General features: G+C 59.2%; 11 protein-coding genes. 6 read left to right on the top strand and 5 right to left on the bottom strand.

The genetic code is table 11. The features are described from left to right. Positions 1 to 28 precede the first annotated feature (28 nt). The 4 genes from bioC to bioB form a co-directional block, all read right to left on the bottom strand. Complete coding sequence (gene bioC / locus ACRER8_RS23400) at positions 29 to 877, bottom strand: malonyl-ACP O-methyltransferase BioC (protein WP_431748557.1); 849 nt, start codon at positions 875 to 877, stop codon at positions 29 to 31. Beyond that, positions 870 to 1,601, bottom strand: coding sequence for an alpha/beta fold hydrolase (locus ACRER8_RS23395; RefSeq protein ID WP_431748556.1), 732 nt, complete (start codon positions 1,599 to 1,601; stop codon positions 870 to 872). Before ACRER8_RS23395 ends, bioC begins: the two co-directional genes overlap by 8 nt. After that, complete coding sequence (gene bioF / locus ACRER8_RS23390; RefSeq protein ID WP_431748555.1) at positions 1,594 to 2,781, bottom strand: 8-amino-7-oxononanoate synthase; 1,188 nt, start codon at positions 2,779 to 2,781, stop codon at positions 1,594 to 1,596. The genes ACRER8_RS23395 and bioF overlap by 8 nt, the downstream gene beginning before the upstream one ends. A gap of 171 nt (positions 2,782 to 2,952) precedes the next feature. Then, positions 2,953 to 4,008: a biotin synthase BioB gene (bioB, locus tag ACRER8_RS23385; RefSeq protein WP_431748554.1), complete on the bottom strand. Its 1,056-nt coding sequence runs from the start codon at positions 4,006 to 4,008 to the stop codon at positions 2,953 to 2,955. A 108-nt stretch (positions 4,009 to 4,116) separates the two neighbouring features. Here bioB and ACRER8_RS23380 point away from each other — a divergent pair, with 108 nt between their 5' ends. The 5 genes from ACRER8_RS23380 (at position 4,117) to rarD (ending at position 10,043) form a co-directional block, all read left to right on the top strand. Then, positions 4,117 to 4,851 (top strand): double zinc ribbon domain-containing protein, encoded by a 735-nt coding sequence (locus ACRER8_RS23380; RefSeq protein WP_431748553.1) that lies wholly within the window; start codon positions 4,117 to 4,119, stop codon positions 4,849 to 4,851. A 102-nt stretch (positions 4,852 to 4,953) separates the two neighbouring features. Further along, entirely contained in the window at positions 4,954 to 5,718 is a 765-nt protein-coding gene (locus ACRER8_RS23375; protein ID WP_431748552.1) for a TOBE domain-containing protein, read from the top strand. A gap of 102 nt (positions 5,719 to 5,820) precedes the next feature. Continuing rightward, a complete protein-coding gene (locus tag ACRER8_RS23370) occupies positions 5,821 to 7,749 on the top strand; it encodes a PhoX family protein (RefSeq protein ID WP_431748551.1) in 1,929 nt (642 codons plus the stop codon). A gap of 257 nt (positions 7,750 to 8,006) precedes the next feature. Then, positions 8,007 to 8,981 (top strand): serine/threonine protein kinase, encoded by a 975-nt coding sequence (locus tag ACRER8_RS23365; RefSeq protein WP_431748550.1) that lies wholly within the window; start codon positions 8,007 to 8,009, stop codon positions 8,979 to 8,981. A 168-nt stretch (positions 8,982 to 9,149) separates the two neighbouring features. Further along, a complete protein-coding gene (gene rarD, locus ACRER8_RS23360; RefSeq protein WP_431748549.1) occupies positions 9,150 to 10,043 on the top strand; it encodes an EamA family transporter RarD in 894 nt (297 codons plus the stop codon). A 413-nt stretch (positions 10,044 to 10,456) separates the two neighbouring features. On the opposite strand, the gene ACRER8_RS23355 is transcribed toward rarD, so the two are convergent. Further along, positions 10,457 to 10,975, bottom strand: a complete 519-nt coding sequence (locus ACRER8_RS23355) for a glycine cleavage system protein R (protein WP_431748548.1) — start codon at positions 10,973 to 10,975, stop codon at positions 10,457 to 10,459. Positions 10,976 to 11,454: 479 nt separating this feature from the next. Here ACRER8_RS23355 and ACRER8_RS23350 point away from each other — a divergent pair, with 479 nt between their 5' ends. Then, the gene (locus ACRER8_RS23350; RefSeq protein ID WP_431748547.1) at positions 11,455 to 13,632 is read left to right on the top strand and encodes a malate synthase G; all 2,178 of its coding nucleotides are present in this window, start codon (positions 11,455 to 11,457) and stop codon (positions 13,630 to 13,632) included. Positions 13,633 to 13,807 lie beyond the last annotated feature (175 nt).

The following is a 13,807-nucleotide window of genomic DNA, read 5'->3' as shown; positions in this document are numbered from 1 at the left end:
GAACAGCGCTCGCAAAACCGGTCATTTTTTAAACAGCAGCAGGCTTTTCCAGGACGGCGTAAACCACCTGATAGGTCGCAGGCAGACCTTTTTCCTCTCGGAACGCTTCATACGCAGCAATCAACGCCTGAATTCGCGCTCGGCCAGTCAGACCTCCCGGACGGCCCGGATTGATATTGTGTGCGCCCAACGCCTTGAGCTCGTGGGTCAGACTGCGTACATCGGGGTAATGCAGCACGTGCGGCAGCACATCTAAGCTGCGAACCTGCAAGCCACTGGCGGCACAGAGTCGCTGGTACTGCTCAAATTCGCGAAAACGGTTGACGTGGACCATGCCATCCACCGCCTGCCAGCTGTCCCGCAGCTCATAAAGGGTGCCGACGCACAGACTGGCAAAGCCGAAAACGCCTCCCGGCTGCAACACCCGCTCGGCCTCAGCCAGCACCGACGCGAAATCCGAACACCACTGCACGGCCAGGCTCGAGAACATCAGCTCGACGCTGGTATCGCGCAGCGGCAGATTTTCTGCGTCACCCGCTACGTAGTGCTGCGCGCCTCCAAGCGGGCGGGCGTGATTGAGCATGCCTTCGGCGATATCCAGCGCGACCCCTTCGCTGTGGGGAAATCGCTGGGCCAGCATCCGGCTGAAATAACCGGTGCCGCTGCCCAGATCGAGCCAGCGAGCGGGCGTCATTTCAGGCAACCGCGACATCAGCTCGGTGCCGACTGCGCGTTGCAAGTCCGCAACGCTGTCGTAACTGGCCGCTGCCTTGGAGAAAGATGCCGCCACCTGACGCTTGTCCGGCAGATGGCTCTGGGTATTCGCCTGTTGCTGTTTCACGGCCTTCAATACCGCGCAGTGGGAAAGATCAGTCATCACCGGACTCATGTAGGAACGCCTGGACCGCTGCGGCCACGCCGTGAGGGTTTTCCAGGATGAACGCGTGGCTGCCCTGCTCGATCACGCCCACTTCGATATCGGGCAACAGATTGAGCAGATCGGCCGACGCTTCTGCCGGCACCAATGCATCGAGACCACCAAACAGATGCAGTTGCGGACCACGATAGGCCTGCAACGCAGCGCGGGTGTCCATTTGTTCGAGCAGTTTCAAGCCTTCGATCAGAGCATTGCTGGTGCCGTGAGGAGCGCCTGCCTTGAGTTGTCGCGACAACGCCCGCGGCTCTTCGGCTCCCTGCACACACAACAGGCTGAAACGCTTGAGGGTCGCATCTGGATCGGCCTTGCAACCGGCAATGAACGCGTCGAAATCGGTCTGCGGCATCGCATTCGGCCATTGGCTGCGCGCCACGAAACATACATTGCTGGCAAAAGTCGCCAAACCGCAGCAGCGCTCGCCACGCCGCGCCGCCAATTCAGTGGCAAGCATGCCACCAAGGGACCAGCCGCCCAGCCAGACGTTGTCCGGCAAGTTCGAATCCAGCTCGTCGAGCCAGTCGTTCAGGTCGTCATTATCAAGATCCGGCAATGGCTCGATCTCGACCCGCAGATGTTCGTCCAGCCCGCGCAACGCCGCCGCCAACGGCTCCAGCGGTGAAACGCCAAGGCCCCAACCGGGCAGCAGGATCAACCGATCACGCATTTTTTGGCTCCACCCATTCATTCCCCAGCAGCGGATAGCACTGCTCCAGTGCTTCCAACAATAGCTGCACCTGAGCTTCGCTGTGAGCTGCGGAGAGGGTGACTCGCAAACGCGCGCTTCCGGCTGGCACGGTGGGAGGACGGATGGCCGTGACCATCAACCCCCGCTCGCGCAGCATCCGGGACAGGCGCAAGGCCCGGCCGCTGTCGCCAATCAGAATCGGCTGAATCGGCGTGAAGCTGTCCATCAACTCCAGGCCCAACGCCTGCGCGCCCTCGCGAAATTGCTTGATCAGCGCCTGCAAATGCTCGCGGCGCCAGCGCTCGTTACGTAGCAGTTCGAGGCTTTTCAGGGTCGCGCAGGCCAAGGCCGGCGGCTGGCTGGTGGTGTAGATGTACGGACGGGCGAACTGGATCAGGGTTTCGATCAGTTCCTCGCTTCCGGCAACGAATGCACCAGCGGTGCCGAACGATTTGCCGAGGGTGCCGATCAGCACAGGTACGTCTTCGATGCTCAATCCGAAGTGCTCGACAATGCCTGCGCCGTTCGCGCCAAGCGGCCCGAAGCCGTGCGCATCATCGACCATCAGCCAGGCGTTTTTGCCTTTCGCGACCTTGGCCAGCGCTGGCAAATCTGCAATATCGCCGTCCATGCTGAACACGCCGTCGGTGACCACCAAGGTGTCACCGACCGCCTTTTCGAGTCGGCTGCTCAGACTGTCAGGGTCATTGTGCAGATAACGGGAGAAACGCGCGCCGCTGAGCAAACCGGCATCGAGCAATGAGGCGTGATTGAGACGATCTTCAAGGACCGTATCACCCTCCCCCACGAGGGCCGTGACGGCGCCGAGGTTGGCCATGTAGCCGTTGGAGAACAGCAAGGCCCGCGGACGACCGGTGAGATCGGCCAAGGCTTCTTCGAGTTCGTGATGCGGCGTGCTATGGCCGATGACCAGATGCGAAGCCCCGCCACCCACGCCCCAGCGCTCGGCACCGGCTTTCCATGCGGCGACGACGTCGGGATGGTTGGCCAAACCCATGTAGTCGTTATTGCAGAAAGCCAGCAACGGCTTGCCGTCGACCACCACTTCAGGGCCTTGCGGGCTCTGCAGCAGCGGGCGTTGACGATAGAGATGTTCGGCACGCCGGTTAGCCAGACGTGCGCTCAGATCGAAGGACATGCAAGCCTCGAGTTTTCCGAAATGAAGGGCACGCCGCTCATTCCCTGCGATGCATAGAACTCTGCGGGAGCGAATTCATTTCGCGCGGGGCCAGTACATTCGATACATATTGTCGGATGTTAAACCGCCTCTCGAAATGAATTCGCTCCCACAGAGGGCGATGCGTCAGTTTCAAACAGCCGCGTCGTAAAACAGCTCGCTGCTTTTCTGCTCGATCAGTGCCTGTTCGATCGCTGCCTGATGCACCTCATCTGAATGCTCTTCGCGCGCTTCCGGTTGGATGCCCAGACGCGAGAACAGCAGCATGTCCTTGTCGGCCTGCGGGTTGGCGGTGGTCAGCAGCTTGTCGCCGTAGAAGATCGAGTTGGCTCCCGCGAAGAACGCCAGGGCTTGCATCTGATCATTCATGGCTTCGCGGCCGGCGGACAAACGCACGTGAGACTGCGGCATCAGGATGCGCGCCACGGCGAGCATGCGGATGAAATCGAAGGGATCGACGTCCTCAGCGTTCGCCAGCGGTGTGCCGGCCACTTTCACCAGCATGTTGATCGGCACAGACTCCGGATGCTCTGGCAGATTGGCCAGTTGAATCAGCAGATTGGCGCGGTCGTCCAGCGACTCGCCCATGCCCAGGATGCCGCCGGAGCAGATTTTCATCCCCGCATCGCGCACGTAAGCCAGGGTCTGTAGCCGCTCGCTGTAGGTCCGGGTGGTGATGATGCTGGTGTAGAAATCCGGCGAGGTGTCAAGGTTGTGGTTGTAGTAGTCCAGGCCTGCATCGGCCAGGGCCTTGGTCTGATCCTGATCCAGCTTGCCTAGGGTCATGCAGGTTTCCAGGCCCATGGCCTTCACGCCTTTGACCATCTCCAGCACATATGGCATGTCTTTGGCCGAAGGGTGCTTCCAGGCGGCGCCCATGCAGAAACGGGTCGAACCGATGGCCTTGGCGCGTGCAGCTTCTTCCAGCACCTGCTGGACCTGCATCAGTTTTTCTTTTTCAAGCCCGGTGTTGTAGTGGCCGGACTGCGGGCAGTATTTGCAGTCTTCCGGGCACGCGCCGGTCTTGATCGAAAGCAGAGTGGAGACCTGCACGCGGTTGGCGTCGAAATGAGCGCGATGCACGGTTTGCGCTTGAAACAGCAGGTCATTGAAGGGCTGTGTGAACAATGCCCTGACCTCAGCTAAGGTCCAATCGTGACGCAAAGTGGCATTAATGCTGGCGCTCATGGGCGGCTCCTTGATGGTTTGGCGAGTACCCGGGCGGTTCGGCTCAATCGGCAAAACCATAAAGTCCACAGGCGCAACACGGATGTTTGGCATATTTAAGGAAGAGACATGCACTGTCAACCACACAACGGACATCAGGTTTACATCTGGTTAAAAAACGTACAATACTGCCTGCTGTGTGATGAACGGGCTGATTCAGATACATCAATCTGCACTGCATGCGAGAGCGACCTGCCATGGTTGATCGACCAATGCGAGCGCTGCGCCCTGCCGCTGCCAATGTCGGGCCTGACCTGCGCGCAATGCACACGCCAGCCTCCAGCATTCAACGAAGTCATCGTTCCGTGGCTTTACGACTTCCCCATCGACGCGTTGGTCACACGCTTCAAGCATCAGGGCAAATGGCCGCTGGGGCGATTACTCGCCGAACTGCTCGGCCAGACCCTGCAACATCGCTTCGATGAGGGCCTGGCAAAACCGGACAGGGCGATCCCAGTGCCGCTGGCTAATAAACGACTGCGCCAGCGGGGTTACAACCAAGCGGCGATGCTGGCGAACTGGCTGGGTTCACACTTGGATTTGCCCGTTGATGAACGACTGATCAAGCGCGTGAAAGAAACCCCTGCGCAACAAGGTCTGGATGCCAAAGCGAGGAAGCGTAATCTGCGTGATGCGTTTGCCCTGACAGATCCTGATCGTGTGATGGGTAAACACCTGGCGTTGATCGACGATGTCCTGACCACCGGTTCCACCGCCGACACGCTTGCCCGGTTGTTTATCGAGGCAGGCGCGAGGAAAGTGGATGTGTATTGCCTGGCGCGCACGCCCAAGCCGGGGGATTGATTACCGCACCCGAACGCAAACGACCGCTACAGGGGATCGTGTTGCATTGGAGGAAAGTGCCTTACACTCCGCCCCATCACCACAAGACAAAATCTGCCCGATATGTCCCTACCGCCGTCCCTCACCCAACACATGGTCCGCCGCCCGCACCGCATCGCGTTGTTGCAGCACATTGCCGAGCAGGGCTCGATTACCCGTGCGGCGAAGAGCGCGGGGCTCAGTTACAAGGCGGCGTGGGATGCCATCGATGAGCTGAACAATCTGGCGCAGAAGCCTCTGGTCGAGCGCAGCGTCGGTGGGCGCGGTGGTGGTGGGGCGAGATTGTCGGCAGAAGGCGAGCGGGTGCTGCGCCTTTATCAACGCTTGCAGGCGCTGCAGACCCAATTGCTGGAAACGCCGGAAGAATCCAGCGATCTGGCCCTACTCAGTCGCCTGATGCTACGCACCAGCGCGCGCAATCAGCTGCACGGTCAGGTCGCCAGCATCACGCCGTTCGGCCGCAACGACATGATCTGTCTGACCCTCGCGGGTGGCTTGTCTCTCGATGCACAGATCACCCACGACAGCACCCTGCGCCTGGAGCTGGAGATCGGTACTGACGTGTTCGCATTGATCAAGGCCAGTTGGCTGGAGCTGCTGGCGCCCGATCAGGCGGTGACAACTGGACACAATGGTCTGAGCGGCAAAATCGAAGAAATTCTTGACGGCGAAGACGGCCCCAGCGAAGTCAGAATCGGCCTTCCTAGCAATCAGACGTTGTGCGCGGTTGCCGAGCCCGGTCACTTGAAAGCCTTGAAGCTCAAGGTCGGCAGCGAGGTAAAAGTGCAGTTCGCACCGTCTTACGTGTTGATTGGCACCCCGCTGTAAATCCCCCACTACGTCTCACCGCATCAACGCCGTCATCGGACGGACACAATAGCGTCATCCGGACTGAATAAGGTTTGTGCCAAAACCGCAGGAGGCCCCGTGATGAAACTACTCGAAGAAAACCAGCCCACCGACCTCGAAACTCTCGTTCTAGAGAGCAGGATAGGTCTTACTCGTCGTGGCTTCATCAGCGCGGGCGCCCTCTGTGGCGCCGCGATGTTTCTGGGCGGTAGTTTGCTCAGCCGCAGCGCGATGGCTGCCAGCGTCAGCGCCGCAAATAGCGCATTGCTTGGGTTCGACAGCATTCCCTCCTCCACCGCTGACAACATCAGCCTGCCACGCGGCTACAAGTCTTCCGTGTTGATCAGTTGGGGCCAGCCGTTGCACACCGACGGCCCGGCGTTCGACCCGAGCGGCAAAGGCACAGCCAAAGCGCAGGAGCTGCAGTTCGGCGATAACAATGACGGCATGAGCCTGTTCACCTTCCCCGGCGACGATGCCAACAACGCCACGCGCGCGCTGATGGCGATCAATAACGAATACACCAACTACCGCTACCTGTTCGATCACGGCAAAGACCCGCAATCCGCCGACGACGTGCACAAGGCGCTGGCCAGTGAAGGCGTTTCAGTGATCGAGGTGAAGCGTGAGGCCGGTCAGTGGAAGTTCGTTCAAGGCTCGAAATACAACCGCCGCATTCATGGCAACACACCGATTCAGCTGAGCGGCCCGGCAGCCGGTCATGCCTGGCTGAAGACTGCAGCTGACAACACCGGTAGGAGCGTGCTCGGCACTTTCCAGAACTGCGCCAACGGCAAGACGCCTTGGGGCACTTATCTGACGTGCGAAGAGAACTTCACTGATTGCTTTGGCAGCAGTGATCCTGCACAGACATTCGACGCAGCTGCCAAGCGTTATGGCGTTGTCGCCAGCAGCAAGGAAGTGAACTGGCATCCCCACGATCCGCGCTTCGACGTGGCAAAGAATCCCAATGAATTTAACCGCTACGGCTGGGTGGTGGAAATCGACCCGTTCGATCCAACATCCACACCGGTCAAGCGCACGGCGCTGGGTCGCTTCAAACATGAGAACGCAGCGCTCGCCGAGACCGCAGATGGCCGCGTGGTGGTGTACATGGGCGACGATGAGCGAGGTGAGTTCATTTACAAATTCATCAGCCGCGACAAGGTCGACCACAAGAATCCGAAAGCCAATCGCGACATCCTCGACCACGGCACCTTGTATGTGGCGCAGTTCGATAACGGCGATAGCAACCCCGATCATCCACAGGGCCATGGGAAGTGGGTCGAGCTGACCCACGGCAAGAACGGCATCGATGCTGCCAGCGGTTTCGCCAGTCAGGCCGAGGTGCTGATTCACGCGCGTCTGGCCGCCAGCGTGGTCAAGGCGACGCGCATGGACCGGCCGGAGTGGATCGTGGTCAGCCCCAAGGACGGTCAGGTCTATTGCACGCTGACCAACAACGTCAAACGCGGTGAAGACGGTCAGCCGGTGGGTGGGCCGAACCCGCGGGAAAAAAATCAATACGGGCAGATTCTGCGCTGGCAGGAAACGGGCTCGGACGCCGCGTCGATGGATTTCGCCTGGGATCTGTTTGTGGTCGCAGGTAATCCGGAAGTGCACGCCGGCAAGCCTCAGGCTGGCTCAAGCAATATCACCCCGCAGAACATGTTCAACAGCCCTGACGGGCTGGGTTTCGACAAGGCCGGGCGGCTATGGATTCTGACGGACGGGGATTACTCCAACGCGGGAGACTTTACGGGCATGGGCAATAACCAGATGCTCTGCGCCGATCCTGCCAGCGGCGAAATTCGCCGGTTCATGGTCGGGCCAGTGGGCTGCGAAGTGACCGGGATCAGCTTCGCTCCCGATCAGAAGACGCTGTTCGTGGGGATCCAGCATCCTGGCGAAAAAGGCGGATCGACCTTTCCCGAGCACCTGCCCAATGGCAAGCCGAGGTCTTCGGTGATGGTGATCACGCGCGAGGATGGCGGGGTGATTGGGGGATGATTCAACTCCATTTCCGGGATATATGAGATTCCCCTGTGGGAGCGAATTCATTCGCGAATCGATGGTTCACCCCGATGCATTTGCATTGGATGTACCGCCGCCGCGCGAATGAATTCGCTCCCAGAGTTCATCTGCGCCGCTGGCAAGATTTCGTGCGGCCCTTAAACCCCGAAGCCACAACGCGGTGTGTCCGCTACTCCGCGCCTGAGTTACCATGACTGGCCCGACGCGGCAGCCTGCTGCGCGCAGGAGTTAGCATGGCCCACCCGTTTGCAACACTCACACCCGACCTGGTGCTGGACGCCGTAGAAAGCATCGGTTTTGTCAGCGACGCACGGATTCTCGCGCTCAACAGCTACGAGAACCGCGTCTATCAGGTTGGCATTGACGAAAGCCAGCCACTGATCGCCAAGTTCTACCGCCCCAATCGCTGGACCAACGAAGCCATTCTCGAAGAGCACAGCTTCACTGCCGAGCTGTCCGAGGTGGAAATCCCGGTGGTCGCGCCCCTTGTCCACAACGGCCAGACGCTGTTCGAGCATGCCGGGTTTCGTTTCACCCTGTTCCCACGTCGTGGCGGCCGCGCACCTGAGCCGGGCAATCTGGATCAGCTCTATCGTCTCGGCCAACTGCTGGGACGGATTCATGCCGTCGGTGCCACTCGCCCTTTCCAGCACCGCGAAGCCTTGGGCGTAAAAAACTTCGGTCACGATTCGCTGAATTACCTGCTGGACAACGATGTGATTCCGCGCAGCTTGCTGCCGGCCTACGAGTCGGTGGCCAAGGATCTGCTCAAGCGTGTCGAAGACGTCTACGCCGCCACGCCACACCAGAACATCCGCATGCATGGCGACTGTCATCCCGGCAACATGATGACCCGCGATGAAATCTTCCACATCGTCGACCTCGATGACTGCCGCATGGGCCCTGCCGTGCAGGACATCTGGATGATGCTCGCCGGTGATCGTCAGGATTGTCTGAGTCAGCTGTCGGAACTGATGGATGGCTACAACGAATTCCACGATTTCGACCCGCGCGAACTGGCGCTGATCGAACCGCTGCGCGCCTTACGTCTATTGCATTACAGCGCCTGGCTGGCCCGCCGCTGGGACGACCCTGCGTTTCCTCACAGCTTTTCCTGGTTCGGCACCGAGCGCTATTGGGGCGATCAGGTGCTGGCGCTGCGTGAGCAGTTGGCCGCACTGAATGAGGAGCCGTTGAAGCTGTTTTGAAGCGGCCCGCCAATTCTGTAGCACCACGGCTTGCCGGCGGTAGCGATCCGACCGATGCCACCGCAGACAAGCCGGACTGCTACGACGGTGAACGTGAAGGTCACCGTTTGGAGCAGGCCGAAAATACCACCCGCACATCCAACAAAAAAACTTGCCGAAGGACCACCCATGCAAGCTGCCAACCCGCGTCGCGGGTACATACTTGGCCTTAGTGCCTACATCATCTGGGGATTATTTCCGATCTACTTCAAGCTGCTTTCCGCAGTGCCTTCTCTGGAAATCATCGTCAATCGCGCGATCTGGTCAGCGATTTTCGGCTCGCTGTTGCTGCTCGTGTGGAAACACCCCGGCTGGTGGCAGGAACTCAGAGACAACCCGCGACGCCTTGCGATTCTGGCGGTGAGCGGCTCGTTGATAGCCGCCAACTGGTTGATCTATGTCTGGGCGGTCAACAACAACCATATGGTCGAAGCCAGCCTGGGGTACTTCATCAACCCGCTGGTCAACGTGATGCTGGGCATGGTGCTGCTGCGCGAAAGACTCCGGCCGTTGCAATGGCTGGCGGTGATCCTCGCGCTTATCGGTGTTGCACAACAGGTGTGGCAGGTCGGCAGTCTGCCGTGGATCTCGCTGGCGCTAGCGTTCACCTTCGGGTTCTACGGGCTGATTCGCAAACAGGCCCCGGTCGCGGCGTTGCCGGGTTTGGTGGTGGAGACCTGGATTCTGGTCCCGCTGGCCATCGGCTGGTTGCTATTCAACCCGATGGCGCATAGCGCGCAGGCTGAGTTCTGGACCACATCGGAGGCCATTTGGCTGGCGGCGGCAGGCCCTGTAACGCTGGTGCCACTGGTGTGTTTCAATGCCGCCGCCCGGCATTTGCCATACGCCACGCTGGGCTTTCTGCAGTACATCGCACCAACGCTGGTGTTATCGCTGGCAGTGTTGATTTTCGGCGAGCACATGCCATCAGCGACGGCCGTGACCTTCTGCTTCATCTGGCTTGGCCTGATCATCTATAGCGCCGACGCCTGGATTACCACGCGCCGCCGCGGGGCACGCTGATCAAAAATTAAGCAGAACGCTGCAAGCCACGTATTAAATAGCCTGCAGCGATGTTTGCTCAGCTTATCCACAAGCTCATTCAAGCTGCTTGTAGATAACCGCCGAAGTTGCTGGTTTTTTGATCAATGAGCGCAAAGCGTTGATGCACGTGGGCTGCAGGCGTGTATCCGCAGGTTATCCACAGGCCGGCTCATGAAAAAACTGGATAACTTGCCTGCCTGCTTGAGCGTACCTGTCTATTGATGGAGCAGCCGCGATCCCTGTGGGAGCGAATTTATTCGCGATTTGGACATTACAGTCGATGCATCCCTATCGCCTGACATAATTTTCGCGAATGAATTCGCTCCCACAGAGGCAACGGTGGCGTGCCAAATATTCTGGCCCCACCGAGAGGAAGGACGGTTACCCGACACTCAATCCTCAGCCTTGATCTTCAGCTCAACTATCAAGTCATCCGCCAATGTCTCCAGTCGCTCCTGCAGCTTATCCAGCGACAAGGTCAGCGGCAGGCCGAGCAATGCGTTGGCGCGGAACAGGGGTTCACTGGTCATCGGCGCTGGTTCAACGTTGGTCACCAGTTGTTCGACGTTGACACCTTGCTCGGTCAGCAGGCGCGTGACATCACGGACGATGCCTGGCCGATCATTGCCCACCAGCTCCATGTTGATGGGTTTCCAATGCGAAGCTGGCTCAGCTCCGATTTCGGCGAATTGCACGCGGATGCCGTAGGACGACAATCCCTGCAATGCGTTACGCAATTCCGTTTGAGACTCGGCAGGCACATCCACTCTGAGAATCCCCGCGAACTGCCCGGCCATGTGCGTCATGCGACTTTCCAGCCAATTACCGCCGTGATCTGCAATGCACGATGCGATCTGTTCGACCTGGCCCGGTTTGTCAGGGGCAAATACAGTGACGATGAGATGATCCACGGTCGACTCCTTGTGTTTTACATGTCCACTGGCCGGTTTCCCGCGCCTGAGTGAGGGTCGGTCAAGTATAGGCAAGACTTGAAGTGTGCCGGGGATGCTTCCTGAGGAAACAATTTGTGTACCGTTTTCATAATTTTCTGGAACAATTCACACGTTTTTTGAGAACATCCGTAACCCCGGCGTGATTATTTGTGAAAAAACAGTTGATCGGTGACATATTTAGTCTGATTTTCACATTGCAACTCATAATGTAGTATTTCGCCGCGTTCGCTACATAAACGTCGGGAAGATGCCTGACCCAGCATCACCGCTCGTTGAAACCTGTTTGCAAAGCGCTCCACGTCTTTTCCTTCAGGCATTCCCCCGGCCCAGCCGCCAGCAATGGCATGTTCTGGCAAGGGTGAGCAGTGATGTCGATGGCTTTAACAAAAAGCGCGCTCGATATGAAGCGCAGATAGCTGAGCAGAGTGAGGCAAGTAATGACTGAACACGTTCAAGTCGGTGGCCTTAAGGTCGCCAAAGTCCTTCTGGATTTCGTTAACAACGAAGCCCTTCCTGGAACCGGTATTGAAGCCACCGCGTTCTGGGCCGGCGCCGACAAGCTCATCCATGAGCTGGCGCCGAAGAACAAAGCCCTACTCGCCAAACGTGACGACTTCCAGGCGCGCATCGATGCCTGGCACCAGTCCAATGCCGGCAAGGCCCACGACGCCACCGCATACAAGGCTTTCCTGCAGGAAATCGGTTATCTGCTGCCAGAAGCGGCGGACTTCCAGGTCACGACGCAAAACGTCGATGAAGAAATCGCATCCATGGCCGGCCCACAACTGGTGGTCCCGGTGATGAACGCCCGCTTCGCGCTGAACGCCTCCAACGCCCGTTGGGGTTCGCTGTACGACGCGCTGTACGGTACCGACGCCATCTCTGAAGAAGGCGGCGCGGAAAAAGGCAAAGGTTACAACAAGGTGCGCGGCGACAAGGTCATCGCCTTCGCTCGCGCTTTCCTCGACGACGCCGCGCCACTTGCGGCGGGCTCTCACGTCGATTCCACCAGCTACAAAATCGTCGATGGCGTATTGATCGTCGGCCTTAACGGCGGCACCAACACCGGTCTGCGCGACGATGCACAGCTGATCGGCTTTCAGGGCGAAGCATCCGCTCCGACTGCGATTCTGTTCAAGCACAATGGTCTGCACTTCGAAATTCAGATCGATGCTGCAAGCCCTGTCGGCCAGACCGACGCAGCGGGCGTCAAAGACGTGCTGATGGAAGCCGCGCTGACCACCATCATGGACTGTGAAGACTCCATCGCCGCAGTCGACGCCGACGATAAGGTCGTGGTCTACCGCAACTGGCTTGGTCTGATGAAGGGCGACCTGTCCGAAGAAGTGTCCAAGGGCGGCACAAGCTTCACCCGCACCATGAATGCCGACCGCGTGTACACCTCGCCCAAGGGCGAACCTGTGACATTGCACGGCCGTTCGTTGCTTTTCGTGCGCAATGTGGGTCACCTGATGACCATCGACGCGATCCTCGACAGTCAGGGCAACGAAGTGCCGGAAGGCATCCTCGACGGCCTGCTGACCAGCCTGGCAGCGATCCACAACCTCAAGGGCAATACCTCGCGCGCCAACAGCCGCAGCGGTTCGGTGTACATCGTCAAACCGAAAATGCACGGCCCTGAAGAAGTGGCGTTCACCAACGAGCTGTTTGGCCGGATCGAAGAGGTCCTGAGCCTGCCGCGCAACACGCTGAAAGTCGGGATCATGGACGAGGAGCGCCGTACGACGGTCAACCTCAAGGCCTGCATCAAGTCAGCCAGCGAGCGCGTGGTGTTCATCAACACCGGTTTCCTGGACCGCACCGGCGACGAGATTCACACCTCCATGGAAGCCGGCCCGGTCGTGCGCAAGGCACAGATGAAAGCCGAGAAGTGGATCGGTGCCTATGAAAACTCCAACGTCGATATCGGCCTGAAGTGCGGCCTGAAAGGGCGTGCGCAGATCGGTAAAGGCATGTGGGCAATGCCGGATCTGATGGCCGCGATGCTGGAACAGAAGATTGCTCACCCACTGGCCGGCGCCAATACCGCATGGGTGCCTTCGCCGACTGCCGCTGCTCTGCACGCGCTGCATTACCACAAGGTTGACGTGTTCGCGCGTCAGGCCGAACTGGCCGAGCGCACGCCCGCATCGGTCGATGACATTCTGACCATCCCGCTGGCATCGAACACTAACTGGACACCTGAAGAGATCCAGAACGAACTGGACAACAACTCCCAGGGCATCCTTGGTTACGTCGTGCGCTGGATCGATCAGGGCGTGGGTTGCTCCAAGGTGCCGGACATCAACGACATCGGCCTGATGGAAGACCGCGCGACACTGCGTATTTCCAGCCAGCACATCGCCAACTGGCTGCGTCATGGCGTGGTCAACGAGCAGCAAGTGATGGAAAGCCTCAAGCGCATGGCGTCGGTGGTCGATCGCCAGAACGCCAGCGACGCGCTGTATCGCCCGCTGGCCCCGAACTTCGACGACAACATCGCCTTCCAGGCGGCAGTGGAGCTGGTCATCGAAGGCGGCAAACAGCCGAACGGCTACACCGAGCCGGTGCTGCATCGCCGTCGTCGGGAGTTCAAGGCGAAGAACGGGTTGTAATTCGGTAGTCAATCAAGAAAGGCGGTGTTGCCTCTCGCACACCGCCTTTTTTGTTGGCTACTCAGCAGCGTCACTGGCACACCACGATTTGCTGGCACACCCGCGTACTGGCACACCACGATTTACCGTAGGAGCCGGCTTGCTGGCGAACTCGCTGGATCAGACACATCAACGT

The organism is Pseudomonas sp., from assembly GCF_050739935.1.
In the GTDB taxonomy this organism is placed as follows: domain Bacteria; phylum Pseudomonadota; class Gammaproteobacteria; order Pseudomonadales; family Pseudomonadaceae; genus Aquipseudomonas.
The sequence above is the reverse complement of the archived record's forward strand: the minus strand, read 5'-3'. Positions and strand labels throughout refer to the sequence as shown.

What these genes read in the sequence shown, in the direction of transcription:
- bioC (WP_431748557.1), bottom strand. Translation starts at nt 877, where the DNA reads ATGACTGATCTTTCCCACTGCGCGGTATTGAAGGCCGTGAAACAGCAA.
- ACRER8_RS23395 (WP_431748556.1), bottom strand. Translation starts at nt 1,601, where the DNA reads ATGCGTGATCGGTTGATCCTGCTGCCCGGTTGGGGCCTTGGCGTTTCA.
- bioF (WP_431748555.1), bottom strand. Translation starts at nt 2,781, where the DNA reads ATGTCCTTCGATCTGAGCGCACGTCTGGCTAACCGGCGTGCCGAACAT.
- bioB (WP_431748554.1), bottom strand. Translation starts at nt 4,008, where the DNA reads ATGAGCGCCAGCATTAATGCCACTTTGCGTCACGATTGGACCTTAGCT.
- ACRER8_RS23380 (WP_431748553.1), top strand. Translation starts at nt 4,117, where the DNA reads ATGCACTGTCAACCACACAACGGACATCAGGTTTACATCTGGTTAAAA.
- ACRER8_RS23375 (WP_431748552.1), top strand. Translation starts at nt 4,954, where the DNA reads ATGTCCCTACCGCCGTCCCTCACCCAACACATGGTCCGCCGCCCGCAC.
- ACRER8_RS23370 (WP_431748551.1), top strand. Translation starts at nt 5,821, where the DNA reads ATGAAACTACTCGAAGAAAACCAGCCCACCGACCTCGAAACTCTCGTT.
- ACRER8_RS23365 (WP_431748550.1), top strand. Translation starts at nt 8,007, where the DNA reads ATGGCCCACCCGTTTGCAACACTCACACCCGACCTGGTGCTGGACGCC.
- rarD (WP_431748549.1), top strand. Translation starts at nt 9,150, where the DNA reads ATGCAAGCTGCCAACCCGCGTCGCGGGTACATACTTGGCCTTAGTGCC.
- ACRER8_RS23350 (WP_431748547.1), top strand. Translation starts at nt 11,455, where the DNA reads ATGACTGAACACGTTCAAGTCGGTGGCCTTAAGGTCGCCAAAGTCCTT.